This is a genomic window from Brevundimonas sp. 01N35 (assembly GCF_056399785.1).
Genome location: NZ_JBFTRZ010000006.1, coordinates 38639 through 63853, shown reverse-complemented (window position 1 = coordinate 63853; position 25215 = coordinate 38639). Strand labels below are relative to the sequence as shown.

The 25215-nt window shown below is 68.6% G+C and carries 26 protein-coding genes; 12 read left to right on the top strand and 14 right to left on the bottom strand.

All coding sequences use genetic code 11. From position 1 onward, the window contains the following. Positions 1 to 29 precede the first annotated feature (29 nt). From AC1DJ5_RS07815 to thrS, 4 genes are all read left to right on the top strand, one after another. Positions 30 to 854 (top strand): tetratricopeptide repeat protein, encoded by an 825-nt coding sequence (locus AC1DJ5_RS07815; protein WP_477020220.1) that lies wholly within the window; start codon positions 30 to 32, stop codon positions 852 to 854. 210 nt (positions 855 to 1064) lie between these two features. After that, positions 1065 to 1535, top strand: coding sequence for an iron-sulfur cluster assembly scaffold protein (locus AC1DJ5_RS07810; RefSeq protein ID WP_477020219.1), 471 nt, complete (start codon positions 1065 to 1067; stop codon positions 1533 to 1535). A gap of 80 nt (positions 1536 to 1615) precedes the next feature. Next, positions 1616 to 1864, top strand: coding sequence for a membrane protein insertion efficiency factor YidD (gene yidD / locus AC1DJ5_RS07805; RefSeq protein WP_105562548.1), 249 nt, complete (start codon positions 1616 to 1618; stop codon positions 1862 to 1864). Then, positions 1861 to 3801 (top strand): threonine--tRNA ligase, encoded by a 1941-nt coding sequence (gene thrS / locus AC1DJ5_RS07800; protein ID WP_477020218.1) that lies wholly within the window; start codon positions 1861 to 1863, stop codon positions 3799 to 3801. The genes yidD and thrS overlap by 4 nt, the downstream gene beginning before the upstream one ends. Before the next feature lie 183 nt (positions 3802 to 3984). On the opposite strand, the gene AC1DJ5_RS07795 is transcribed toward thrS, so the two are convergent. Together AC1DJ5_RS07795 and AC1DJ5_RS07790 are read right to left on the bottom strand one after the other, a co-directional pair. Then, complete coding sequence (locus AC1DJ5_RS07795; protein WP_477020217.1) at positions 3985 to 4767, bottom strand: SDR family oxidoreductase; 783 nt, start codon at positions 4765 to 4767, stop codon at positions 3985 to 3987. Beyond that, positions 4764 to 5063 carry a 4a-hydroxytetrahydrobiopterin dehydratase gene (locus AC1DJ5_RS07790; protein WP_477020216.1) on the bottom strand — a complete coding sequence of 100 codons (300 nt, stop codon included), beginning with the start codon at positions 5061 to 5063 and terminating at the stop codon, positions 4764 to 4766. Before AC1DJ5_RS07790 ends, AC1DJ5_RS07795 begins: the two co-directional genes overlap by 4 nt. A 305-nt stretch (positions 5064 to 5368) precedes the next feature. On the opposite strand from AC1DJ5_RS07790, the gene AC1DJ5_RS07785 reads away from it, so the two are divergent. Genes AC1DJ5_RS07785 through AC1DJ5_RS07775 form a run of 3 tightly spaced genes read left to right on the top strand, consistent with a single transcriptional unit; the run spans position 5369 to position 8209 of the window. Beyond that, positions 5369 to 6151 carry a class I SAM-dependent methyltransferase gene (locus AC1DJ5_RS07785; protein WP_477020215.1) on the top strand — a complete coding sequence of 261 codons (783 nt, stop codon included), beginning with the start codon at positions 5369 to 5371 and terminating at the stop codon, positions 6149 to 6151. Next, positions 6139 to 7722 (top strand): 2-polyprenylphenol 6-hydroxylase, encoded by a 1584-nt coding sequence (gene ubiB / locus AC1DJ5_RS07780; RefSeq protein WP_477020214.1) that lies wholly within the window; start codon positions 6139 to 6141, stop codon positions 7720 to 7722. The genes AC1DJ5_RS07785 and ubiB overlap by 13 nt, the downstream gene beginning before the upstream one ends. 22 nt (positions 7723 to 7744) lie before the next feature. After that, entirely contained in the window at positions 7745 to 8209 is a 465-nt protein-coding gene (locus AC1DJ5_RS07775; protein ID WP_477020213.1) for a hypothetical protein, read from the top strand. A 3-nt stretch (positions 8210 to 8212) separates the two neighbouring features. On the opposite strand, the gene arfB is transcribed toward AC1DJ5_RS07775, so the two are convergent. The 7 genes from arfB to AC1DJ5_RS07740 all read right to left on the bottom strand — a co-directional run bounded on the left by arfB (position 8213) and on the right by AC1DJ5_RS07740 (position 14418). Further along, a complete protein-coding gene (gene arfB, locus AC1DJ5_RS07770) occupies positions 8213 to 8614 on the bottom strand; it encodes an alternative ribosome rescue aminoacyl-tRNA hydrolase ArfB (RefSeq protein ID WP_477020212.1) in 402 nt (133 codons plus the stop codon). Further along, positions 8611 to 9084, bottom strand: coding sequence for a YaiI/YqxD family protein (locus AC1DJ5_RS07765; RefSeq protein WP_441454593.1), 474 nt, complete (start codon positions 9082 to 9084; stop codon positions 8611 to 8613). The genes arfB and AC1DJ5_RS07765 overlap by 4 nt, the downstream gene beginning before the upstream one ends. A gap of 181 nt (positions 9085 to 9265) precedes the next feature. After that, positions 9266 to 10612 carry an amidohydrolase family protein gene (locus tag AC1DJ5_RS07760; RefSeq protein WP_477020211.1) on the bottom strand — a complete coding sequence of 449 codons (1347 nt, stop codon included), beginning with the start codon at positions 10610 to 10612 and terminating at the stop codon, positions 9266 to 9268. Between the two features lie 3 nt (positions 10613 to 10615). Next, positions 10616 to 12112 (bottom strand): amidohydrolase, encoded by a 1497-nt coding sequence (locus AC1DJ5_RS07755; protein WP_477020210.1) that lies wholly within the window; start codon positions 12110 to 12112, stop codon positions 10616 to 10618. A gap of 87 nt (positions 12113 to 12199) precedes the next feature. Beyond that, on the bottom strand, positions 12200 to 12481 hold the full coding sequence (locus AC1DJ5_RS07750) for a DUF167 family protein (RefSeq protein ID WP_477020209.1): 282 nt from the start codon (positions 12479 to 12481) through the stop codon (positions 12200 to 12202). Positions 12482 to 12723: 242 nt separating this feature from the next. After that, on the bottom strand, positions 12724 to 13653 hold the full coding sequence (locus AC1DJ5_RS07745; protein WP_477020208.1) for an electron transfer flavoprotein subunit alpha/FixB family protein: 930 nt from the start codon (positions 13651 to 13653) through the stop codon (positions 12724 to 12726). Then, positions 13654 to 14418, bottom strand: a complete 765-nt coding sequence (locus AC1DJ5_RS07740) for an electron transfer flavoprotein subunit beta/FixA family protein (RefSeq protein ID WP_477020207.1) — start codon at positions 14416 to 14418, stop codon at positions 13654 to 13656. 124 nt (positions 14419 to 14542) lie between these two features. Here AC1DJ5_RS07740 and AC1DJ5_RS07735 point away from each other — a divergent pair, with 124 nt between their 5' ends. Next, on the top strand, positions 14543 to 14884 hold the full coding sequence (locus AC1DJ5_RS07735; protein WP_477020206.1) for a hypothetical protein: 342 nt from the start codon (positions 14543 to 14545) through the stop codon (positions 14882 to 14884). Positions 14885 to 15010: 126 nt separating this feature from the next. Here the strand turns inward: AC1DJ5_RS07735 and AC1DJ5_RS07730 are convergent, their stop codons facing one another. After that, the gene (locus tag AC1DJ5_RS07730; protein ID WP_477020205.1) at positions 15011 to 15583 is read right to left on the bottom strand and encodes a cob(I)yrinic acid a,c-diamide adenosyltransferase; all 573 of its coding nucleotides are present in this window, start codon (positions 15581 to 15583) and stop codon (positions 15011 to 15013) included. A gap of 35 nt (positions 15584 to 15618) precedes the next feature. Continuing rightward, positions 15619 to 15822, bottom strand: coding sequence for a twin transmembrane helix small protein (locus tag AC1DJ5_RS07725; RefSeq protein ID WP_441454601.1), 204 nt, complete (start codon positions 15820 to 15822; stop codon positions 15619 to 15621). Between the two features lie 155 nt (positions 15823 to 15977). Between AC1DJ5_RS07725 and AC1DJ5_RS07720 the strand changes: the two genes are divergently transcribed. After that, positions 15978 to 17099: a hypothetical protein gene (locus AC1DJ5_RS07720; protein ID WP_441454602.1), complete on the top strand. Its 1122-nt coding sequence runs from the start codon at positions 15978 to 15980 to the stop codon at positions 17097 to 17099. A gap of 192 nt (positions 17100 to 17291) precedes the next feature. Here the strand turns inward: AC1DJ5_RS07720 and ahcY are convergent, their stop codons facing one another. Continuing rightward, positions 17292 to 18683: an adenosylhomocysteinase gene (gene ahcY / locus AC1DJ5_RS07715; protein ID WP_441454603.1), complete on the bottom strand. Its 1392-nt coding sequence runs from the start codon at positions 18681 to 18683 to the stop codon at positions 17292 to 17294. Between the two features lie 229 nt (positions 18684 to 18912). Between ahcY and AC1DJ5_RS07710 the strand changes: the two genes are divergently transcribed. From AC1DJ5_RS07710 to bioB, 3 genes are all read left to right on the top strand, one after another. Next, positions 18913 to 20397, top strand: coding sequence for a globin-coupled sensor protein (locus AC1DJ5_RS07710; protein ID WP_441454604.1), 1485 nt, complete (start codon positions 18913 to 18915; stop codon positions 20395 to 20397). A 78-nt stretch (positions 20398 to 20475) separates the two neighbouring features. Continuing rightward, on the top strand, positions 20476 to 21801 hold the full coding sequence (locus AC1DJ5_RS07705) for a metal-dependent hydrolase family protein (protein WP_477020204.1): 1326 nt from the start codon (positions 20476 to 20478) through the stop codon (positions 21799 to 21801). A 66-nt stretch (positions 21802 to 21867) separates the two neighbouring features. After that, a complete protein-coding gene (bioB, locus tag AC1DJ5_RS07700; RefSeq protein WP_477020203.1) occupies positions 21868 to 22884 on the top strand; it encodes a biotin synthase BioB in 1017 nt (338 codons plus the stop codon). Positions 22885 to 22887: 3 nt separating this feature from the next. Here the strand turns inward: bioB and AC1DJ5_RS07695 are convergent, their stop codons facing one another. Both AC1DJ5_RS07695 and AC1DJ5_RS07690 read right to left on the bottom strand, forming a co-directional pair. Beyond that, positions 22888 to 23907, bottom strand: coding sequence for a hypothetical protein (locus AC1DJ5_RS07695; RefSeq protein ID WP_477020202.1), 1020 nt, complete (start codon positions 23905 to 23907; stop codon positions 22888 to 22890). 52 nt (positions 23908 to 23959) lie between these two features. Next, positions 23960 to 25165, bottom strand: a complete 1206-nt coding sequence (locus AC1DJ5_RS07690; RefSeq protein WP_477020201.1) for a divergent polysaccharide deacetylase family protein — start codon at positions 25163 to 25165, stop codon at positions 23960 to 23962. Positions 25166 to 25215 lie beyond the last annotated feature (50 nt).

The following is a 25215-nucleotide window of genomic DNA, read 5'->3' as shown; positions in this document are numbered from 1 at the left end:
CGCCGCAGGAAACCGTCCGGACCCTCTCCATGTCGCGCACCGCCGCCGCCGCCGCAACCATGACGCTGGCTCTTCTGGGCCTGACGGGCGCCGTTCAGGCGCAGACCCCGGCTCCGCCCCCCCTCCAGGCGCGCCAGCCTGCGGACGCCGCGACGCGGGCCAGCTATGACCGCGCCGACGCCCTCAGCCGCTCGGTCTTCTGGTCGCAGGAACAGCAGGTCAATCCGATGGACCCGGTCGCCGGGGTCAAGCTGGCGCAGGCGCTGCGCGAAATGGGCCAGTTCGATCAGGCGGCCGAGACGGCGCAGGGGGTGCTGCTGGTGCAACCCGCCAATCTCGACGCCATGCTGGAGGTCGGCCGCGCCCATATCGCGCGGGGTCAGGCCTTCTACGGCATCGCCGCCCTGGAGCAGGCGCGCGCCACAGCCCCGCGCGACTGGCGGCCGCTGTCGCTGCTGGGCGTGGCCTATCAGCAGGTGCGCCGCGCCGACGACGCCAAGGCGGCTTGGACCGAGGCGCTGCGCCTGTCGCCCGACAATCCCGACGTCCTGACCAACGCCGCCATCGCCCGCATGGGCGAAGGCGACGCGCCTTCCGCCGAAATCCTGCTGCGCCGCGCCGCCGCCCAGCCGACCGCCAGCCTGAAGGTGCGCCAGAACCTGGCCCTGGCGCTGGGCCTGCAGGGCAAGACCGCCGAGGCCGAAGCCATCCTGCGCCGCGACCTGCCGCCCGAGGTGGCTGACAGCAATTTGCGCTGGCTGGCCGAGCGCACCGCCGCCGCATCCGCCTCAGCCGCCGCCCCGGTCGCCGAGGCCGGCACGGCGCGGACCTGGTCCTCGGTTCAGGGCGGCTGACGCCATTAAATTCCGTCATCCCGGACGCAGGCTCGCTCGCGAGCCGAAGATCCGGGCCCCAGGCGGAAGAGCCTTGCAGGGGCGACGAAGAGCATGACGCCACGGCCTGGATCCCGGATCGGCCTTCGGCCGTCCGGGATGACGGCAGGAAGGAACCGGCAGTGAGGATCGCACCTTCTCTCTCCCGCCCATCGCGCCTATCTTCTCCCCATGATCGACGACCTCTACAGCGCGCGCATCCTGTCGTTGGCGGCCAACCTGCCACACAGCGGGCGCTTGGCTGCGCCCGAAGGCAGCGCCGAGCGGGTCGCCAAGCTGTGCGGGTCCAAGGCCACGGCGGACGTGGTCCTCGACGCTGACGGTCGCATCAGCGACTTCGCCCAGGCGGTGAAGGCCTGCGCCCTGGGTCAGGCGGCGGCGGGCGTGGTGGGCGAGAGCATCCTCGGCGCCTCAGCGTCGGAGATCGCCGAGGCCCGCGACGCCATGCTGGCCATGCTGAAGTCTGGCGGCGACGGGCCGGTCGGCCGCTTCGAGGGTCTGCGGGTGCTGAAGCAGGTCGCCGATTATCCGGCGCGTCACGCCTCGACCATGGTGGCGCTGGAAGCCACGCTCGACGCGGTCAATCAGGCGTTGGAAAAGCACCACAGCGATACGCGAACTCGTCTCGCCGGCGCGGCCTGAGGCTTCGTCCGGTTGATCCCCTCGCCATGACAGGGGATAAGCGCGGCGAACCTGAAACAGAGCCCCCGGCGAAGGGACAGATGTCTCTCTACGAACGCAGCGTCCGCGCGGCCCATCGGGGCTATAAGGTGACGCTGTCCCCCTTCTTCGGCCAGTCGTGCCGGTTTCTGCCGACCTGTTCGGACTATGGGCGCGACGCCCTGCTCCAGCACGGACCGGTTCGGGGGGGATGGCTCACCGTGCGCCGTCTCTGTAAATGCCATCCCTTCGGCGGTTCGGGCTATGATCCCGTGCCGCCCGCCAAGATCGAAAAAGAACGACCGTCATGATCGAACTGAAATTCCCCGACGGCGCCGTGCGTCAGTATCCGGCCGGCTCGACGGGCCGCGACGTGGCCGCCGCCATCTCGCCCTCGCTGGCCAAGAAGGCGGCTCTGGTCGTCTGGAACGGCGAGCAGCGCGACCTGGACCGCGTCATCGACGGCGACGGCGATTTCCGCCTGTTGATGCGCGACGATCCCGAGGCGCTGGAGACCATCCGCCACGACGCCGCCCACGTGCTGGCCCAGGCGGTGCAGGAGCTGTTCCCGGGCACGCAAGTGACCATCGGCCCGGCCATCGAGGACGGCTTCTATTACGACTTCGCCCGCGACGAGCCCTTCTCGACCGACGACTTCGCCAAGATCGAAAAGAAGATGGGCGAGATCATCGACCGGGGCGCCCCGCTGGAGCGTCAGGTCTGGGACCGCGAAACCGCCATCGCCCACTTCGAAGGCGTCGGCGAGACCTACAAGGCCGAGCTGATCCGCGACCTGCCGGGCACGGAGACCATCACCGTCTACAAGCAGGGCGAATGGGCCGACCTGTGCCGGGGACCGCACTTCCCGACCACGAAATTCGTCGGCAAGGCCTTCAAGCTGACCAAGCTGGCCGGCGCCTACTGGCGCGGCGATTCCTCGCGCGCCCAGTTGCAGCGCATCTACGGCACCGCCTGGGCGACCAAGGAGGACCTGGACGCCTATCTGCTGCGCATCGAGGAGGCCGAGAAGCGCGACCACCGCAAGCTGGGCCGCGCCATGGAGCTCTTCCATATGCAGGAAGAAGGCCGTGGCATGGTCTTCTGGCACCCCAAGGGCTGGGTCCTGTGGCGCGTGCTGGAGGCCTATATGCGCCGCCGCCTGGACGCCGCCGGCTATGTCGAGGTCAAGACGCCGCAGGTTCTGGACCGCAAGTTCTGGGAACAGAGCGGCCACTGGGACAAGTACCGTCCCAACATGTTCGTCTGCGAAACCGTCGAGGGCGAGGAATTGAGCCTCAAGCCGATGAACTGCCCGGGCCACGTGCAGATCTTCGACCAGGGCCAGCGCTCCTATCGCGAACTGCCGCTGCGCATGGCCGAGTTCGGGGCCTGCCACCGCTATGAGCCGTCGGGTTCGTTGCACGGCCTGATGCGTGTGCGCGGCTTCACCCAGGACGACGCCCACATCTTCTGCCGCGAGGACCAGATCGTCGAGGAGACGTCCGAGTTCATCAAACTGGCGCGCAGCGTCCACGCCGATCTCGGCATGGAAACGGCCTACATCAGCCTTGGCACCCGCCCCGAGAACCGCGCCGGCTCGGACGAGTTCTGGGACAAGGCCGAGGCCCTGATGGCCGAGTCCGCCCGCGCCGCCGGGACCGAGCCGGTCGTCACCGAGGGCGACGGCGCCTTCTACGCGCCCAAGCTGGACTTCATCGTCAAGGACGCCATCGGCCGCGAATGGACCTGCGGCACGATCCAGTTGGACTATGTCCTGCCGGAACGCCTGAACGCGACCTACATCGCCGAGGACGGCCAGAAGCACCGCCCGGTCATGCTGCACCGCGCGATCCTGGGCAGCTTCGAGCGCTTCATCGGCATCATGATCGAGAACTACGCCGGGGCCTTCCCGCTGTGGCTGGCGCCGACCCAGGCCGTGGTGGCGACCATCACCTCGGACGCCGACGACTATGCCGAAGAGGTCGCCGCCAAGTTCCGGGCGGCCGGCCTGCGCGTCGAGACCGATCTGCGCAACGAGAAGATCAACTACAAGATCCGGGAACACTCGGTCGGCAAGGTGCCGGCCATCGCCGTCGTCGGCCGCAAGGAAGCCGAGGAAGGCAAGGTCGCCATCCGCCGCCTGGGCAGCCAGGCCCAGACCGTGGTCACCATCGAGGAAGCCATCGCCCTGCTGACGGACGAGGCCACCCCGCCTGACCTGAAGCGCCTCCGCGACGGCAAGGTCTGAACATGAGAACGCCCCGGTCGAAAGGCCGGGGCGTTTTTCTTTGGGCGCCCCCGCCCCTTTCCTCTGTCATCCCGGAAGCCCGCAGGGCTATCCGGGACCGCCCGACAAGCCGACGTCGGCGTCCTGGGCGGTCCCGGCTCTGCGCCTCGCGAAGCGAGGCTACGGCCGGGATGACGAGTGAGTTCACTGCGCTGTCAGGCCGCCGTCGATCTTGAACTCGGCGCCGGTGACGAACTTGGACTCGTCGGAGGCCAGGTAGAGGACGCAGTAGGCCACGTCGTCCGGCTCGCCGATGCGTTTCAAGGGGATGCCGCGCGCCAGTTTTTCGTGCGCCGTCGTCTCGTCTCCGCCGGCCAGGGCGACGAAGGGGTCGAGGATCGGCGTCTTGATGAAGACCGGGTGGACCGAGTTGGCGCGCACGTTCCAGCCGGCCTTGGCGCATTCGAGCGCCACCGTCTTGGTGTAGAGCCAGACCGCCGCCTTGGTGGCGTTATAGGCGCCCATGCCCGGCGCCGCCGCCAGTCCGGCGATCGACGAGATGTTGACGATCGAGGCCGCGCCCGAGGCCCGCAGGTGCGGCAGGGCGTGCTTGCAGCCCAGCATGACGGATTCGAGGTTCACCGCCTGGACCTGACGCCAGTGCTCCAGCGTGTCCTGCTCAGCCCACAGCAGCTGACCGCCGATGCCGGCGTTGTTCACCAGAATGGACAGGCCGCCCATGTCCTCGGCGGCGGCGGCGACCACGCGGACCCAGTCGTCCTCGCGAGTCACGTCGTGCTCGTAGGCGAAGGCCGCGCCCGGATGCTCGGCGTTGATGGCTTCGGCCAGAGCCTTCGCGCCGTTCAGGTCGCGGTCGGAGACGGCGACCTTGGCACCTTCCCGCACCAGCATCCGCGCCATGGCCTGACCCAGACCGCCCGCCGCCCCGGTGATGAGGGCGGCCTTGCCGGCGACGCGCCCCGTCATTCGACCTGGCCCTTCACGGTGTCGTCGATGAAGCGGGCCATGGCGACATCCTTCTCCGTCACCCCGCCCGCGTCGTGGGTGGTCAGCAACACCTCAACCCGGTTGTAGACGTTGGACCATTCGGGGTGGTGGTCGGCCTTGTCGGCCAGCAGGGCCACGCGGGTCATGAAGCCGAAGGCGGCGTTGAAGTCCTTGAAGCGCAGCGACCGCGCGATGGCCGGGCGCGGATCGTCGGCGCGGCGCCAGTCGGGCAGGCCCTTCAGAACCTCGGTCACATCCAGGGCGGCGGCGGTCATGGGGCGTCTCCTCAGCGTTTCTTCAGGCGTATCGCGCGCCCCGACCGGCGGCAAGCCGTGGGATGGCGAAGCAAGCTCGACTTATTCTCCCTTCCCCTCGAGGGGGAAGGGTCGGGGATGGGGTGTAGGAGCCGAGGTCGACGGTGTGGCGCGGGAGGCTGAGCGGTTTATGCCTCAGATGCTTTGATCGGTTGGGGCAGCAGCCTCACCCCCACCCAACCCTCCCCCCTCGAGGGGGAGGGCTTTCAACGGCTGCGACGCTTCCCCGGATGACGCCGCGCGCGCGAGGCGTTACACCCGCATCCATGACCCAGGCCGACAGCACCTCCCCCTCTGGCAAGACCTCCTCCTTCGGCTTCCGCGACGTGGACGCCCAGGAAAAGGTCCGCATGGTGCGCGGGGTGTTCGATTCCGTCGCCTCCAACTACGACCTGATGAACGACCTGATGAGCGCCGGCGTGCACCGCCTGTGGAAGGACGCCACGGCGGCCAAGCTGAACGCCCGGCCCGGCGAGGTCATCCTCGACATGGCCGGCGGCACCGGCGACATGGCGCGGCGCTATTCGAAGATGGCGCGCGCGGCGCAAGCGCGGCGCGGCGGTGAGGACGCCACCGTCATCGTCATGGACTACAACGCCGAGATGATCCTGAACGGCGTGGCCAAGGGCGGCGAGCCCGAGATGGCCTGGGGCGTCGGCGACGCCATGAACCTGCCCCTGCCGGACGCCTGCCTGGACGCCTATTCGATCAGCTTCGGCATCCGCAACGTGTCCGACGTGTCGGGGGCGCTGAAGGAGGCGCGACGCGCGCTGAAGCCGGGCGGCCGCTTCATCTGCCTGGAGTTCTCGCGCCCGACGACCGAAGCCCTGCGCAAGGCCTATGACGCCTGGTCCTTCCACGCCATTCCGCGCATCGGCGAATGGGTCGCCAAGGATCGCGACAGCTACCAATATCTGGTCGAGAGCATCCGTCGCTTCCCCGATCAGGCGACCTTCAAACGGATGATCGAGGAGGCGGGCTTCGGCCGCGTCAGCGTCACCAACCTGTCGGGCGGGATCGCGGCCATCCACCACGGGTGGGCGATCTGAGCCGGCTGTCCGTCAATACCCCGCCGCCCGCGCCGACGCCGGAGCCGGTCCGCGATCCGCTGGGCGCGACCTTGCGCCTGATCGGCTGGGGCTGGGTGCTGGCGCGTCACGACGCCCTGATCCCGCGCGAGGTCAATCCTCTGCTGCCCGCCTGGACGCGCCCGTTCGCGCGGCTGGTGCAGATGACGGTCAGCAAGAAACACCGCGCCGGTCGCCCCGGCCAGCGCGTCGGCCAGGCCTTCGAACACCTCGGCCCCGTGGCCATCAAGCTGGGTCAGGTGCTGGCGACGCGCGCCGACATCTTCGGCATCCAGTTCGCCCAGGATCTGGGCCGACTGAAGGACAAGCTGCCCCCCTTCCCGCTGGATGAGGCCCGCGCCGAGATCGAGCGCTCGCTGGGTCGCCCGGTCGAGAGCCTGTTCCGCGATCTGGGCGAGCCGGTCGCCGCCGCCTCGCTGGCCCAGGCGCACCCCGCCTGGCTGGCCGACGGCCGCAAGGTGGCGGTCAAGGTGCTGCGGCCCGGCGTCGAGCGCCGCGTGGCGCGCGGTCTGGATTCCATGCGCCTGGGCGCCAAGCTGGTGCAGAGGTTCGTCGAGCCCGCGCGGCGGCTGGAGCCTCAGGCCTTCGTCGAGATCATCGCCCGCTCGCTCCAGCTCGAGCTGGACATGCGGCTGGAGGCGGCCGCCGCCTCGGAGCTGGCCGAGGTCATGGCCAAGGACGGCTACATGTCCGCCCCCGCCATCGTCTGGGACGGGGTGGGCAAGCGGGTGCTGACGCTGGAATGGGCCCCCGGCCTGCCGATGACCGACCCCGCGCTGGACACCCTGCCCGGGCTCGACAAGGACGCCCTGGCCGACAAGGTGGTGCGCGCCTTCCTGATCCAGGCGCTGGACCACGGCGTCTTCCACGCCGACCTGCACGAGGGCAATCTGTTCGCCCGCGCCCCCGCCGAGCTGACCGCCGTCGACTTCGGCATCGTCGGCCGTCTGGGACCGTCCGAGCGGCGCTACCTGGCCGAGATCCTGTGGGGCTTCATCAGCCGAGACTACGACCGCATCTCGCGGGTGCATTTCGAGGCCGGTTACGTGCCGCCGCACCACTCGGTCGACACCTTCGCCCAGGCCCTGCGCGCGGTGGGCGAGCCGGTCATCGGACGACAGGCCAGCCAGGTGTCGATGGGTCGCCTGCTGGGCCAACTGTTCGAGATCACCGCCCTGTTCGACATGCACATGCGGCCCGAACTGGTGCTGCTGCAAAAGACCATGGTCTCGGTCGAGGGCGTAGCCCGCCGCCTCAACCCCGACCACGACCTGTGGGAGGCGGCCAAGCCCGTGGTCGAGCGCTGGATCAAGCGGGAGCTGGGTCCGTCGGCTCAGGTCAAGGAGACGCTGGAAGAGGCCCTGGCAGCCCTGAAGGCTTTGTCGCGCCTGGTGCAGAACCCGCCGCAGTCTCAGACGTTGGTGATCGAGAAGGCCGGAACCCGGCCCTGGGTGGTCGCCGCCGTCACCGTCGCCGTCTGCGCGTCGATGGCCGCCCTGGTCCTGACTCTTTGGCCCGCGATCGTCGCCTGACGCTTGTTCGGAGCCCGCCGGTATGAAGACGCTGATCCTCGCCGCCTCTATGCTGGCCGCGAGCGCGCTCGCCCTGTCGGCGACGGCCCAGACAACGGCTCAGACGACGGCTGCGGCGACGCTTCCTGACGCCTTCGGAAAACCGGATCCCGCGCCCGCCCAGGCGCCCGCTCCCGCTCCTACAGCGCCCGACATCGCCCGTTCGGAACAGGCGCTTCGCGCCGTGATCGCCTCGCTTCAGTCCGACAAGATCGACTATTCGGTGTTCAGCCCCAACCTGGCGGAGCAGATCCGCGAACGGACCGCCGACTTTGCGTCCCGCGTCCGGCAGCTGGGCGCGATCCAGGCCATCGAGTATCGCGGCCAGAAGGACGGCGCCGAGCTGTTCCGCGTCGTTTTCGAGAAGCAGGCGACCGACTGGGTCATCTCGTTCGACGGCGAGGATCAGATCAACGCCCTGCTGTACCGTCCGGCGCAGGGCGACTGATCGTCAATCCAGCGAGGGTTTTCCGCGTCCGCTCTTGATCGTCGAGCGCGTCGACTTGCCTTTCAGCCGCCGCTCCTTGGACGCCCGCGTCGGGCGGGTGGGCACGCGATAGACCGGCTTGATCGAGGCCTCGGCCACCATCTCGTCCAGCCGCTCGACAGCGTCCGCCTTGTTGCGTTCCTGGGTGCGGAAACGGACGGCGGTGATCTGGATGATCCCTTCCAGCGTCAGGCGGCTGCCCGCCAGCTTCATCAGCCGCGCCTTCACCGGTTCGGTCAGGCTGGGCGTATTCTTGACGTCGAAGCGCATCTGGACGGCGGTCGACACCTTGTTGACGTTCTGCCCGCCCGGCCCCCCGGAGCGGAAGAAGCGGAACTCCAGCTCGTCCTCGGGAATCCGGCTCACGTTTCAGCCTTGGGGGGCGAGACCTTCCGTGCACGGACGACTGCCGTATCCAGGGCCTGAAGGAACCGGGAACGGTCGGCGGTCGAGAAGGGCGCAGGGCCGCTGGTCGCCACCCCCATGGAGCGCAGATGTTCGCCGACCATCCGTCCGGCCAGGGCCGAACCGATGGAGTCGGGGGTGAAGGGCTGGCCGTTCGACTTCAGCGCCTGGGCCCCGGATTTCAGGCAGCGGTCGGCCAGGGGAATGTCGGCAGTGATGACGATGTCCCCGGTCACGGCCCGTTCGGCGATCCAGTCGTCGGCGACGTCGGGGCCGGCGTCCACCACCACCTGTTCGATCAGGGGTTCGCGCGGGACGTTGATCCAGGCGTTGGACACCACGAAGACCTTGAGCCCGTAGCGGCGACCTACGCGATAGACCTCCTCCTTCACGGGGCAGGCGTCGGCATCGATGTAGAGGGTGGTGGGCATGAGGCGTCTTATGGCCCTTCTCCCCTTGCGGGAGAAGGTGGCAGGCGAAGCCTGACGGATGAGGGGTCTCGCTTGCCCTCGCCCCATACTCAAATGAAAGCGCCGCGACCTTTCGATCGCGGCGCTCACACCCCTCATCCGAGGCCTTCGGCGCACCTTCTCCCGCAAGGGGAGAAGGACGTTACTGCGGGTAGGCGACGGGCATCGCGCCTTCGCCGCCGGTGCGGTAGCGATCGCGCAGCAGCAGGTTGCGGGCCTGCAGCGGCTGCTCGATGCCGTCGACGAAGACGGCCGAGGGCTGGCTCAGGGGCTCCAGCGGATCGCCGGACCAGACCACCACGTCGCCCGCCGCGCCGGGCTTCAGTTCGCCGAACTGGCCGTCGAAGCCGAAGATGCGGGCCGGATTGACCGTGATCGCCGCGATGGCCGCCTCGAACGGCAGGCCGTGGGAAACGGCGTTGCCGGCGTTGTAGCGGATGTCGCGGGCGCGGTGGGCTCCGCCTTCATTGCCCTTGAGGGCGATGACCACGCCGGCTGCGTTCAGCGCCGCCGCATTCTGCATCCGCGCCGCCCGCATCTCGAAGTTCGAGGGCAGGTTGGAGATCGGATTGAGCAGGACGGGGACCTTGGCCGCGGCGATGTCGGCGGCGACCAGCCAGCCTTCCTCGGCGCCGTCCAGGATGACCTTGACGCCTTCCTCACGCGCCAGACGCAGCACCTGCTGGATGTCCGAGGCGCGGTGAACGCTGACGATCAGCGGCATGCGCCCGTCGGCGACCGGGATCAGGGCCTCGAGGTCGGCGCGCGACAGCGACAGGTCGCGCAGCGCCGCGCGGTCATAGGCGGCCTTGTTGCGGGCGTAGAGGCGGACCTCGGCCAGGGTCTCCTTGAACAGGACGAACTCGGCCCCGCGTGCGCCGCCGGCGACCGTGGCGCCGGCCTCGCCGAAGGGCGCGACCATGGCCACACGCGGCTTGACCAGGATGTCGGTGCCGCGACCCAGTTTGATGACCGCCGCCTGACCGGCGAACAGGCCCGGGGTCTGGAAGCCGCCCGAACCGGCGCCGGCGAAGTCGGAATCGTCATGGCTGTGGCCGCCGCCCGAGCCGGCGTGCTGGGGCGTGACCACGGCGCGGGTCACGCCGCCCAGCCGGGCGACCGGCAGGGTGAAGGACCAGGGGTCGAGGCCGTAGGAGACGTCGAAGGCGGCGCTCAAAGTATTGGCGTTGTTGCCCAGATCGTTGGAGCCGCGCACGGAGCCGACTTCCGTACCGCCGAGACCGGAATCCACGGCGACGAAGCCGGGGGTCACGACCTTGCCGCGGGCGTCGATGACGCGGACGCCCGACGGCGCCGCGCCGGTTCCGACCGAGACGACCCGGCCGTTACGGACGACCACGGTGCCGTTCTCGATCACCGAGGTTCCGGTCAGGACGCGACCGCCGGTGATGGCGACGTCTTGCGCCAGAGCCGGGGCCGAGAGCGAAAGCGCGGCGATCGCGCCGGCGATGAAGGATTGGATACGCATGGTTCAGCGAGCTCCCTGAGCGACGCCGGCGGCGGGCTGGGCGAAGCCGGGCTGGCCCAGCTCGAAATCGGATACGGGCTGATAGGCCGGGTTGCTGCGGTCAAACGCCAGGCCGCCGTCGATGAAGACCTGATCGGCGCGGGCGTAGATCGAGAAGGGATCGGCACTCCAGATCACCACGTCGGCGCGCTTGCCGGTCTCCAACGAGCCGGTCTCCTTGTCGATGCCGATGGCCTTGGCGGCGTTCAGCGTGATCCAACTGATGGCGTGCTCTTCCGAGATGCTCATCCCGGCGCGACGGCCGGCCGACACGGCGGCGGCGGCCTCCTGATTGAGGCGCTGGATCAGCAGGTCGTCATCCGAGTGGATGACGGCGCACGAACCTTCGGGCGCATCGGTCAGGGCGGCGTTTTCCTCGATGCCGTCCAGGGCCTCCATCTTGAAGCCCCACCAGCCGGTCCACATGGCGGCGCAGACGCCTTCACGGGCCAGCAGCGGCGCGATCTTGTAGGCCTCGACCGCGTGGTGGAAGGTGGTGATGCGGTAGCCGAACTCCTTGGCCACATCCAGCATGACCGCCATCTCGTCGGCGCGGTAGCAGTGGTTCTGGATCAGGATCTTGCCTTCCAGCACGCCCGCCAGGGTTTCCAGCTGCAGGTTGCGGGTCGGGGGCGTGCCCTGACCGTCCTCGCGCCACTTGTCCCACTTGGCCTTGTATTCGCGGGCGGCGATGAAGGCGGCGCGGTAGCCGGCGACATTGCCCATGCCGGTGGCCGGCGACTGGTTGCGCGAGCCATAGACGCGGCTGGGGTTCTCGCCGCAGGCCATCTTCAGGCCGTAGGGGGCGTCGGGGAATTTCATCCCCTGCATGGTCACCGACGGCACGTTGCGCACCGTCACGCCGCGCCCGCCGAACAGGTTGGCCGAGCCGGGCAGGATCTGAAGCGTGGTCACGCCGCCGGCGCGGGCGGCGTTGAAGCCGGGGTCCTGGGGCCAGATCGAATGTTCGGCCCAGACCTGGGCCGTGTTCGGATTGGTCGCCTCATTGCCGTCGCTCATGCCCTGAACGCCGGGCGAGGGATAGACGCCGAGGTGGCTGTGAATGTCGATGACGCCGGGCGTGACGTAGCGGCCGCGCGCGTCGACGACCTTGTGGCCCGCCGGGACCGGAGTGTTCGACCCGCCGACGGCGGCGATGCGGCCGTCGGTGATGATCACCACGCCGCCTTCGATCTTCTGACCGGCGCCGGTCAGGACCGTGGCGCCGACCAGGGCCAGGTTCTCACGCGGCAGGCCGCGATAGGTCGAGGGATAGGGGTCGGTGTTGGCCCAGCCGTCCAGGCCCGGGGCCATGGTGCGGTCCTTGGACGACGAAGCGGTCGAGGCCGTCTCCGTCTTGGGCTTGGCGTCGCCGGTCGTGGCGCAGGCCGAAAGACTGAGCGCGCCGAGCGCGCAGGCGATGACGGCGAGGCTGGAGCCCCGCAAGCGGCTGGATGACATGAACGAGACCCCCTCGCGCCCGCGAACGGCGGGCATACAATGGGCGACATAGAAACCTTAGTTTCCCCTAGCGTAAAGCTTTAAAACTCAGCCCACGGACAGGCGGTCGCGCACCCCGGCCTCGTCCAGCCCCTCGATCTCGATCATCTTCAGCCGCGACTGGCCGCCGCGCGACAGAGTCACCGCCCGCTTGGGCACGCCCAGAGCCTTGGCCAGAAAGGCGATCAGGGCGGCATTGGCCTCGCCCTCGACCGGCTGGGCGCGGACGCGGACCTTGAGCACCGGTCGCCCGTCGGGGTCCACGTCCCAGCCGTCGATGCGGTCGGAAGCGGCGCGAGGCGTCAGCTTGATGGCGAGGCGGGCGGTCATGGAGCCTGTTTTCGCTTGAGAGGGCCAAGCCACCTCTTCCCGCTCATCCCGGCGGACGCCGGGATCCAGTAAGAGCCACGCGCGCCACGGTGGAAATCCGTTCCGATACCGGGCGTAGCCGCTTGAAGCCAAAGAACTGGATCCCTGCGTCCGCCGGGATGAGCGGTAGTAAAGGGGCCGCAAAAGAAAACGCGCCGGACGGTCTCCCGTCCAGCGCGCTTCATGTCAGCCTGTAGCAGCCCTTAGCCCAGGGCGGCCATCAGGTCCGGCACGGCGGTCTTGTAGTCGGCGACTAGGCCGTAGTCGGCGATCTGGAAGATCGGGGCGTCGGCGTCCTTGTTGATGGCGACGATGACCTTGGAGTCCTTCATCCCGGCCAGGTGCTGGATGGCGCCCGAGATGCCGATGGCGATGTAGAGGGCCGGGGCCACCACCTTGCCGGTCTGGCCGACCTGATAGTCGTTGGGGGCGTAGCCGGCATCGACGGCGGCGCGCGAGGCGCCGATGGCGGCGCCCAGCTTGTCGGCCAGAGGCTCCATCACCGCGTGGAACTCCTCGGCCGAGCCGAGGGCGCGACCGCCCGAGACGATGATCTTGGCGGCGCCCAGTTCGGGGCGGTCCGACTTGACCATTTCCTCGGAGACGAAGGCGGTCCTGGGCGCTTCACCGGCCGCGACGCTCTCGACCGAGGCCGAGCCGCCTTCACCGGCGGCGACGAAGGCCGTCGGGCGCACGGTGATGACCTTCTTGCCGTCGGCCGACTGCACCGTCTCCAGCGCGTTGCCGGCGTAGATCGGACGCACGAAGGTATCGGCCGAGACGACCTCGACGATGTCCGAGATCGGCGCCGTATCCAGCTTGGCGGCGATGCGCGGGGCGAAATTCTTGCCGTCGGTGTTGGCCGGGGTCAGGATGGCGTCGTAGTTGGCCGCCAGCGGCAGGACGGTGGCCTCGACGGCCTCGGCCAGGCCGTGAGCCACGGCGTCGCCTTCGGCCAGCAGGACCTTGCGCACGCCGGCGATCTTGGCGGCGGCGTCAGCCACGCCCTTGGCGTTCTTGCCGAGGACCAGAACATCCACGTCCGACGACAGGGCCAGGGCGGCGGTCACGGTCTTGTTGGTGGTGTCGCGAACGACCGAACCGTCGTGGTCGGCGATGACGAGAACGGCCATTTACAGGACCCCCGCGGACTTGAGCTTGGAAACCAGTTCGGCCGCATCGGCGACCTTGACGCCCGCCGAACGCTTCGGCGGCTCCGTCACCTTCAGAACCTTGAGGCGATCCGCGACATCGACGCCGTAGTCGGCGACCGCCTTGACCGCGATCTCCTTCTTCTTGGCCTTCATGATGTTGGGCAGGCTGGCGTAGCGCGGCGTGTTGAGACGCAGGTCGACCGACACCACCGCCGGCAGGGTCGCCGACAGGGTCTGCAGGCCGCCGTCGACTTCACGGGTGACGACAGCCTTGCCGCCGTCGATGACCAGCTTGCCGGCGAAGGTGGCTTGCGGCCAGTCCAGCAGGGCGGCCAGCATCTGGCCCACCGCATTGTTGTCGCCGTCGATCGACTGCTTGCCCAGCAGGACCAGGTCCGGCTTCTCTTCGTCGATCACCGCCTTCAGCAGCTTGGCGACGGCCAGCGGCTCCAGGTCCGCGTCGGACTGGATCAGGATGCCGCGGTCGGCGCCCATGGCCAGGGCGGTGCGGATGGTCTCCTGGGCCTGGGTCACGCCGATCGAAACGACGACGATCTCGGTCGCCGTGCCCGCCGCGTGATGCTCCTTGCCTTCCTTGAGCCGAACGGCCTCTTCGACGGCGATTTCGTCGAAGGGGTTCATGCTCATCTTGACGTTGGCCAGGTCGACGCCGGTCTGGTCCGCCTTGACGCGGGCCTTGACGTTGGAGTCGATCACCCGTTTTACCGGGACGAGTACCTTCATGAGCCTATCCACTTGGTCTTCGGAATGTCGGCCGAGGGATTGGACCGGCGCAACGGGCCTGTCAACGTAACGCTACGTGAACTGCGGTCGTGTCGCGGGCGTATTTTTAATCTATGAGACCTGCATGAAACGCTTCCTGACCATCGGCCGCCTGAGCGTCCTGTTCTTCAGCCTGTTCGCCGTCATGGTGGCCGGAATCTTCGTGTTCCAGCGCTACTGGATGGAGCCGGGCGAGCGCTGCGAGGCGGCGGGCAAGTGGTACGACATCGAGAGCCGCATCTGCGCCCAGCCCATCTCGATCGCCGAAGTCACCGGCCGCCCCATCGGCGTCACCCGCGCCCAGGCCTCGGCCGAGAAAAACAAGGAACTGGTCGTCATCGAGGATCAGTTGAACGCCGAGAAGCGCGCCCGCGACGCCGCGACCGCAGCAGAACGGGCGCGGATCAAGGCCCTGCAACAGCGATAAGAAAAGTCATCCCGGCCGCAGCTCGCTCGCGAGCGGAGAGCCGGGGACCGCGCAAGACGCCGCGCTTCCTGCGGTCCCGGATAGCGGCTGCGCCGCTTCCGGGATGACGAGGCGTCGAGCCTGACCTCAGCGCGTCGCGCCGGGCTTCCACAGGATGTCGGCGGCGCCGTTGGCGTTGGCGCGGCGGGCGGCCACGAATAGATGGTCCGACAGCCGGTTCAGGTAGCGGACCGCCTCGGGATTCACCGGCTCGCCGGATTCCACCAGACGGATGGCGTCCCGCTCGGCCCGGCGGCAGACGGTGCGCGCCAGATGCAGGTGCGCCGACAGGGGCGCGCCGCCGGACAGGATGAAGCTGTCCAGCGGCTTCAGGCTTTCATTCATCCAGTCGATTTCGGTTTCCAGCCGCTCGACCTGGGAGGCGATGATGCGCAGGGCCTCCCATTTCGGAGCCGGGTCCAGCGGCGTGGCCAGGTCGGCGCCGAGGTCGAACAGCTCGTTCTGGATGCGGCCCAGCATGGCGTCGATGCGGTCGTTCTGGCCGCTGTTGAGACGGGCCACGCCGATGACGGCGTTCAGTTCGTCCACTGCGCCGTAAGCCTCGACCCGCAGATCGGTCTTGGACACGGGCGCGCCCGAGGCCAGACGCGTCTGACCGCCGTCGCCGGTGCGGGTGTAGATCTTGTTCAGCGTGACCATCGCTCAGCCGCCCATCTTGAGTTTTCCGGGCGACATCAGCCGCCGTGCGTGGATTTCCACCACATCCCGGCCATCAGCAACAGCACCGCCGTCGCCTGCAGGACGATGCGCAGCCGCATCAGCTTGTTCGAGTTGGAGCGGGCGAAATCGCCGCCGCGATACAGGGTGTAGACCCCGAAGCCGAGGGTGATGGTGACGGCCGCGATGGCGATGAGGATCAGGATGTCGAAGATTTCCATGACCGTCTTCTAAGCCTCGCGCCCGGCGCACGCCAGCGTTCGCGAGGGGCTGGGGCCCTTGAAGAAACTGCGACCGATTCGCACATCCCGGCGCAGCGCCCACTTTCTTCGGCAGCTAAGCCGTTAGTCACCTTTTGACCGGCAGACTGGCCGCCATGACTGACCGCGCCGTCCGGAATCTGGAACACCTGCGCCGCAGCGCTTCGACGGCGCGGGTGCTGAACCTGCTCAAGGTCGCCGACGAACACGGCGACACCGACGACTGGGCCGAGCGCCCCATGTTCCGCACCCCGGCGCTGAACACCTGCCTGATCATCAAACACCGGCTGCGTCGCAACGAGACCGACGCCTTTCCGGGTCGCCGCCAGGTGGCGACCAAGGTGGTCGTACCCATCGACAGCACCGACCTGAAGACCGGCGGCCGCTTCGTCTTCGTCAACCAGATCGGTTTCGAACGCGCCATGCAGGAGGCGTTCGGCATCCAGGCCGACCATCCCGACCTGAAGACCCTGCGGCTGATGGACCAGTTGCCGTCGCTGGATCCCTTCCTGCTGCGCGAGCAACTGCGGCGCGGCGGGGTCGACGCCGCCCCCTGCTATTTCGCGCTTAGCGAAGCCGACCTGGAGCGGATGCTCGCCTTCGTCCAGAAGGAGGTCGAACCCCTGGTCACCCTCAGCATGGGCGGCGGCGTGGCGGCGGTCGGCTCGACCGCGCGCATGGCGTCCAAAATCCTGTCCAACGCCCCCGGCGACCGGCTGGAGGCGCTGCGCGCCACCCTGCGGCTGGAGCCCGAGCAGTATCAGGAGGGCGTCTTCTGCTGGAAGGGCTTCCTCTACTACAAGTGGTCGCTGGCCAGCCTGATGGGCGACATCGTCCACGTCGCCGACGAGGTGGGTACGGTGAAGGCCGTCGGCCCCAGCGACCGCGCCGCCAAGGACTATATCGAGCGCGGCCGGAACGTTCTCCGCGGCCGGATCATGAAGACCTGCGAGGATGTCAGCCGCACCCTGCGCTATTACGACGACGCCTATGCGGGGCTGACGCGCGAGGGCAATCCGATCGCCTTCCGCGACTTCCTGCTGGAGGCGCCCGCCCTGTTCGCGCGCCTGGGCGACCAGCTGGGCGCGGTGCAGCACATCGTCAGCTTCTGGCGTTTCCGCTTCGGCCCCAAGGCGCCGCCGGTCGGGGTCGACGAACTGATCGACATCTTCATGGACTTCGAAACCGGCCTGATGGGCCGCGAGACCGACACCTACGACCCCCGCGACGCGGCCTGAAGGCGGCTTTCCTCCCCATGGCATGGGGAGGTGGACCGCGAAGCGGTGGAGGGGCCGCTGCGCCTGAACAAGGCCGCCCCTCCGTCTCGTCGGCTGTGCCGACGATCCACCTCCCCATTTCATGGGGAGGGAAAAGAAAAACCCCGCGCCGGCGATGGCGCGGGGTTCTTTCGCTCGGACCTTCGACGGGTCCTAGTAGCGGTAGTGTTCCGGCTTGAACGGACCCTCGGTCGGGACCGAGATGTACTCAGCCTGTTCCTTGGTCAGCGTGGTCAGCTTGGCGCCCAGCTTGGCCAGGTGGAGGAAGGCGACCTTCTCATCCAGATGCTTGGGCAGGGTGTAGACCTTGTTCTCGTAGGACGCGGCGTTGGTCCACAGCTCGATCTGGGCCAGGGTCTGGTTGGTGAAGGAGGCCGACATCACGAACGAGGGGTGACCCGTGGCGTTGCCCAGGTTCACCAGGCGGCCTTCCGACAGCAGGATGATCTTCTTGCCGTCCGGGAACTCGATGTGGTGGACCTGATCCTTGATCTTGTCCCACTTGAAGTTCTTCAGGCCCGCGACCTGAATTTCCGAGTCGAAGTGGCCGATGTTGCAGACGATGGCGTTGTTCTTCATCCGGCGCATGTGGTCGACCGTGATGACGTCCTTGTTGCCCGTCGTCGTGACATAGATGTCGGCGCGGTCGGCGACGTCGTCCAGGGTCTGGACCTCATAGCCTTCCATCGCCGCCTGCAGGGCGCAGATCGGGTCGATTTCGGTGACGATGACGCGAGCGCCGCCGTTGCGCAGCGAAGCGGCCGAGCCCTTGCCCACGTCGCCGTAGCCGCAGACCACGGCGACCTTGCCCGACAGCATGACGTCGGTGCCGCGACGGATGGCGTCGACCAGGCTCTCACGGCAGCCGTACAGGTTGTCGAACTTGGACTTGGTGACGCTGTCGTTAACGTTGATGGCGGGGAAGGGCAGTTCGCCGCGCTCGGCCATCTGATACAGGCGGTGCACGCCCGTGGTCGTCTCTTCCGACACGCCGCCGATGGCGTCGCGGATGGCCGAGTAGAAGCCGGGCTTCTCGGCGATGTAGCGCTTCATCACCGCGAACAGGGCTTCTTCTTCCTCGTTCTGCGGGTTCGACAGGACCGAGATGTCCTTCTCGGCCTTCGGGCCAAGCACGCACAGCAGGGTGGCGTCGCCGCCGTCGTCGAGGATCAGGTTCGGATAGCCGCCGTCAGCCCATTCGAAGATCTTGTGGGCATAGTCCCAGTATTCCACCAGGGTCTCGCCCTTGGTGGCGAAGACCGGCGTGCCCGAGGCGGCGATGGCGGCCGCGGCGTGGTCCTGGGTCGAGAAGATGTTGCACGAGGCCCAGCGCACTTCGGCGCCCAGGGCTTCCAGCGTCTGGATCAGCACCGCCGTCTGGATGGTCATGTGCAGGCTGCCGGCGATGCGGGCGCCCTTCAGCGGCTGGGCCGCGCCGTATTCCTCGCGCAGCGCCATCAGGCCCGGCATTTCGGTTTCGGCGATGGCGATTTCCTTGTTGCCGAAATCGGCCAGGGAAATGTCGCGAACGATGTAGTCGGTCATGAAAAGGGTTCTCGCGGCGCGGTTTTTTCTGAGCCGCCGCTATAGCGCGGCCAGCCGACCGGAGCAATCAACACATAAGGACATCTTTATATGACGGCCCGCCAAGGTTCCTCCGCAATCGATACGGGATTGTACGTATTTCGCTCTTAAGGGGCGCAATACCCCTAGCCTTCAAAGGGATATGCGGGCGCGCTTTCCTAGCGCCCGCGTGGGTAGCGAGACGACGATTATGGCGGGCGAAGACATCGAACACCGCATGGGCTTCATGGGTCTGGGTCAGACCTCCGCCGGTTATCGCGCCATGGGCCCGCTGCTGCGCAAGCAGACGCCGGTCGCCCTCGCCGCCTTTTACGACCGGGTTCGCGCCGAGCCGACCACCCGCCGTTTCTTCCGTGACGAAACCCATATCGACGCCGCCAGCAAGGCGCAGGAGCGGCACTGGGACGCCATCATCGACGGCCGCGCCGACGCCGCCTACGCCCAATCGGTGCGCACCATCGGCCACGTCCACGCCCGCATCGGTCTGGAGCCGCGCTGGTATATCGGCGGCTACAGCGTCATCCTGGCCCACCTGACCCGAACCATCGCTGAACGTCCGCGCAAGTTCTGGGCGAACCGGCGCGAGCACGACCGCATCACCGGCGAGGCCGTCGCCGAACTGACCCAGCGAGTCATGCTGGACATGGACCTGGCCATCTCCATCTACCTCGAAGTTCTGCAGGAAGAGCGGGACCGCGTTCAGGCCGCCCATGACGAGGCAGAGGCGCGTCAGACCGAGGTGGTCCGCGCCCTGGACGCCGCCCTGCACGATCTGGCCGAGAACGACCTGTCGACGACCATCCCGGGCGTCTTCCCCGAACAATACCGCAGCCTGCAAAACAACTTCCACGCCGCCACCCGCGCCCTGCGCACCGCCGTCCGCGCCGTGGCCGACAGCGTCGAGGGCCTGAGCGCCGGCTCCAGCCAGTTGGCCACCGCCTCGGAAGATCTGGCCAGCCGCACCGAACGTCAGGCCGCCAATCTGGAACGCACGGTCAACGAGGCCGACGCCATCGCTCGCGCCGTGGCCTCGACCGCCGACAACGCCCGCCAGACCGCCGAGGCCCTAGCCGCCGCCCGCGTCGACGTCGAGGCCAGCAGCCAGGTGGTCGGCGAGGCCGTCGCCGCCATCCACGCCATCGCCGAGTCCTCGACCGGCATCGCCCGCTTCACCAGCCTGATCGACGAGATCGCCTTCCAGACCAATCTGCTGGCGCTGAACGCCGGGGTCGAGGCGGCACGTGCCGGCGACGCCGGTCGCGGCTTCGCCGTCGTGGCCCAGGAAGTCCGCGCCCTGGCGCAACGCTCGTCCGAGGCCTCGGGCGAAATCCGCACCCTGATCTCGACCTCCTCGGCCCAGGTGGCGCGCGGCGTCGACCTGGTCGAACGCACCGGCGAGGCGCTGGAGCGCATCGGCGGGCGCGTCGTGGCCATCGACAGCCTGGCCGGCGGCATCGCCGGCTCCGCCCAGGAACAGGCCGAGGGCCTGGCCCGCGTCCGCCGCACCATGGGCGAGATGGACGACATCACCCAGCAGAACGCCGCCATGACCGAAGAGGCCACGGCCGCGGCCCGGCAACTGGCCAACGAGGCCGTCAGCCTGAACCAGCAGGTCGGCCGCTTCCGCCTGGATCGCGACGCCCCCCGCGCCCCGCATCTGCGCGCGGTCGGCTGACGCCTCGCGTTTAGGCACTGGCGCGCAAGGCGACGCCCGGCTTAACTCCCCCAAAGTTCGAAGGGGGAGTTTCGACCAATGAAGACCGTTCTGATGGGCGCCGTCGGCGCCCTGACGCTGGCGGCGGCCCTGCCCGCCGTCGCCCAGACCACGCCCAGCGCAGGCGCCGTGACCCTGATCCAGGCGGGACGGCTGCTGGACCATCCCGGCCGGGCGCCGCGCGGCCCGTCCACCCTGGTGGTGCGCGACGGCAAGGTGGTCGAAATCCGCGACGGCTTCGTCGATGCATCAAGCTTCCCCGGCGCGACCGTGGTGGATCAGCGCGACCGTTTCGTCCTGCCCGGCCTGATCGACAGCCACGTGCATCTGGTGTCCGACATCGCCGGCCAGGCCGGTCTGCTGTCCGAGGTCACCGACAGCCTGCCCGTCCACGCCTACAGCGCCGCCATGAATGCGCGAAAGACCCTGATGGCCGGCTTCACCACCGTGCGCAACCTGGGCGACAGCGGCGGCGTCACCCTGGCCCTGCGTGAAGAGACGGCGGCCCACCGCCTGCCCGGACCGCGCATCATCGACGCCGGCAACAGCATCTCGGCCACCTCAGGTCACATGGACGGGCGTCTGGGCTTCAACGACGATTTTCGCGAACACATTGCGCACGACAACGTCTGCAACGGCGCGGACAGCTGCCGCGAGGCCGTGCGGCTTCAGGTCGGTCGCGGCGTCGACCTCATCAAGATCGCCACCACCGGCGGGGTCAACAGCCGCATCGGCGCCGGGCTGGGCGCCCAGATGTTCGACGACGAAGCCAAGGCCCTGATCGACACGGCTCATCTGTATGGCAAGAAGGTCGCGGTTCACGCCCACGGCGCCGACGGCATCAACCTGGCCCTGCGCATGGGCGCCGACTCGATCGAGCACGGCACCATCTTCGACGACGAGACCTTGCAGCTGCTGCGCCGCACCCGCGCCTATTACGTGCCGACCCTGTCGGTGGTGAACGGCTACACCGAGCGGCTGGCGGCCGATCCCGAGGCCTATCCCCCCGAGGTCCTGCCCAAGATCCGCTGGCGCATCGCCATCACCGGCCAGTCGCTGCAACGCGCCGTCCCGGCCGGGGTGCGCATCGCCTTCGGCACCGACGCGGGCGTGTCGAAACACGGCCGCAACGCCGACGAGTTCGAGCTGATGGTCAGGAACGGCATGACCCCGGCGACCGCCATCGAGGCGGCCACGGTCAACGCCGCCGACCTACTGGGGCTGTCCGACGAGGTCGGGGTTCTGGAGCCGGGCAAGCGCGCCGACGTCATCGCCGTGGCGGGCGATCCGCTGAGCGACGTGACGAGGCTCAAGACCGTCGCCTTCGTCATGCGCGACGGCCGCATCTACAAGGACGAGCGCTAGTTCGTCGAACAGGGACGCGTGACTTCCGGCTTGGCCGCGCCGCCGCGCGCGGTTAAGCCGTCGATCATGGCTGACGACGCTTCGATCCGACCCGCCCGCGATCTCTCGATCCCCCGCCACGACTGGACCCTGGAGGAGGTCGAGGCCCTGTTCGCCCGCCCCTTCATGGAGCTGGTGTTCGAGGCCGCGACCGTGCACCGCCGCACCTTCGACCCCAGCGAAGTGCAGAAGTCCCAGCTGCTGTCGGTCAAGACCGGCGGCTGCGCCGAGAACTGCGGCTACTGCTCGCAGTCGGCCAGCTTCAAGACCGGGCTCAAGGCCGAGAAACTGATGGAGCCCACCGCCGTCATCGCCGAGGCCATGGCGGCCAAGGCGGGCGGGGCCAGCCGCTTCTGCATGGGCGCCGCCTGGCGCGAGTTGAAGGACCGCGACACGCCCAAGCTGGCGGCCATGATCTCGGGCGTGAAGGCGCTCGGTCTGGAGACCTGCGCCACCCTGGGGATGCTGAACGCCGACCAGGCGAAACAGCTGAAGGACGCCGGCCTCGACTACTACAACCACAACCTCGATACCGGGCCCGAGTACTATGCCGAGGTGGTGACGACCCGCACCTATCGGGACCGGCTGGAGACGCTGCAGCACGTCCGCGACGCGGGCATGTCGACCTGCTGCGGCGGCATCGTCGGCATGGGCGAGAAGCGCCGCGACCGCGCCGGCCTGCTGCACGCCCTGGCCACCCTGCCCGCCCATCCCGACAGCCTGCCGGTCAACGCCCTGGTCCCCGTTGGCGGCACGCCGCTGGGCGAGCGCGTGCTCAAGGAAGGCGAGATCGACCCGATCGAGTTCGTCCGCACCGTCGCCGTCGCCCGCATCGTCTGCCCCAAGTCCATGGTCCGTCTGTCGGCCGGTCGCGAAGGCATGACGCCGGAAATGCAGGCCCTCTGCTTCCTGGCCGGCGCCAATTCCATCTTCGTCGGCGGCAAGCTGCTGACCACGCCCAACCCGGAAGAAGACGACGACGCCAAGCTGTTCGCCCTGCTGGACCTCAAGCCCATGCCGTTGAGGGTGGGATCAAGTGTCTAGGGTCTAGTCGTCGCGTCGCGCTGCGCGCACGTCTCCGGTCATGATGGCCGCCACCGCGCTCGCCTGGGCGCGGGGAGAGATTCTGGATGGGCGTGCGGCGTAGATCGCCGAAAGGTAGGATCGGTCCCATTCCGTGAGCCCCTGCTGGCCGCCGCCGGAAAAGAGGTTCAACACCGTATCGAACCCTTGTGTCTCCGCCTGGGCGTCAAGCTGCGCCAACCCTATGAAGGCGATATAGTCGCCCAACTGGACCGTGTTGACCTCGCCGATCAGGTTCAGGTCGACGATGACGATGGTCTTGAACAAGTCGTCGACGATCTGGGTGTTCAGGCGCCCCGCACCCTTCCTGGGGATGACAGGGGCGGCTCCAATCGCGCAGTCATCGGGATTGCAATACAGCATGGCCGCAATGTCCGAATCTACCCTGCCGCCGCTCAGATCGCCCGGAATCCGCACGGCCCTCAAGCCCGTTTCGCTATCCACAGGAAGGCTCAAGGACCACCAGCGCACGGGGCGGTCGGCGTTCAGAAAGTCGCGGAACGCCGCTGCGCCGCGATCCAGACCGGTCACATTCTGACGAAAGAGCCGCGGATTGGCGTCATTCAGCGCTCGCGCCACGCCGCCGCCGTCCTCCGTAAAGACCACCACCAAATTGGGCTTGCAGCCGGGCTGGCCCGTCCGAAGGTCGAGGTTCGTCGCCGCGGTCGTTATGCGGTCGATGATGGCTTGGGCGGCTTCGCGGTCAAGATTGGCGACCCCGGGACATACCTCCCCGCGCCAGCGCGCTAGCCCCCGGCCGCTGGACGGCGCAGCCACCCGCCCGACAAAGTCCCGCACCGTCTGGGGCGTCGGCCGCCCGCTCACCGTCACCTCGGGCAGGACGGTGACGTCTGGATTGAGGCCCGTCTGCGCCTGGGCTTGGCCTGCCAGGCCCAGGACGACGGCGGCGACGATTACGATGCTCCGCATAAACGGCTCTCCTGCCCGCGACGTCACGTCGCGTAACAAGACTACGCCGATCATGAGCTCGCCTCAAGCGTGGCTCAGCACCCCCGCGCTCAAGCTTGGCAGCGGCCTACCGTCCCGGACGGCGGGTCATGGCCGAGGCGGGGGCCAGTTGCAGCCCGCGCGCCTCCAGGCCCGACGTCCAGCGGGCGGCGACTTCGACGGTGACAGGGTAGCTGAAGCCCGCGCCCATGGCGGCGCCGCGCGTCTTGGCGGCGGCTTCAAGCGCGTTGAGCTGGCCCATGATGGCGGCCGGGCTCTGGGTCTCGTCGATGATGCGGTCGGCGCTGGCGCGGGCGAAGGCGCCGGGCTTTCGGCGCATGGAGCCGTCGTCGAGGAAGGCCAGGCCGCGCTGGCGCAGCACGGCCAGCATGGCGCCCATGCCCTCGTCTGAAGTCGCGAAGCGGTCGCCCAGATAGTTGGTCACGCCGAAATAGCCGGTCGCGCGGCCCAGCAGCCAGTCCAGCTTGGCCTCGACGTCGTCGGCGCCCCCGCCGGACAGCAGGGTGTAGGGGCCAGGGTCGTTATCGGGATAGCCGGTCGGCTCCATCGGGATTTCGATCATCACCTCGTGGCCCTGGGCGCGGGCCTGGTCGATCCAGCCTTGCAGCCCCTCGGCGTAGGGGACGAAGCTGAGGGTCACCTCGGCGGGCAGGCGTTCGATGGCGGCGCGGGTGGTGACAGCGTTCAGGCCCAGGCCGCCGACGACCAGGGCCACCATCGGCTTGCCGTTGGAGCGGAACGGGCGGGCGTAGGCCTGGGCCGGAACGCGGCCGTCGGGCGCGATGCGCGGCAAGGGGCCGTTGGGACCGGGCGAGAACAGGCCGGCGATCGGGGCCTTGGGCAGGGGATTGGAGGGGGCGCGCACCGGGGCGGCGATGGCCGAACCGCCCGCCACGCTGGCGCCGTCCGGCAGGGTGATCAGGGCCTCGCCGCCAGCGGCGCCATTGGGGTCCAGCAGGGCGGGATCGCCGCTGGCCAGGTCCTGATAGAGGTCCAGCCCGCTCATGGAAAAGGCGTCGGCGCCGGTGGGGGCGGGATCGGCGGCGGCGGGGGGACGATGCAGCGCCACACGGGCCGAGGGGGCGCCCGCGCGCGGGTCGCCCAGGACGGCGACGAACAGAGCCCCGGCGGCCAGGACGAAGACGCCCGCCGCGCCCACGGCGACCGGCGGCTTCTTCAGCGTCGTCATGACGGCGCCCAAGCTCAGGCGCGACCGGCTTTCCGGCGGCGCGCCGGCGGCGGCGGCGAGGGCGGACTGGCGCTTGGCGAACATGGACAGGGCGGCGCTCGAACGACAGGGGCGGGACGGGAGAACCGCACGAC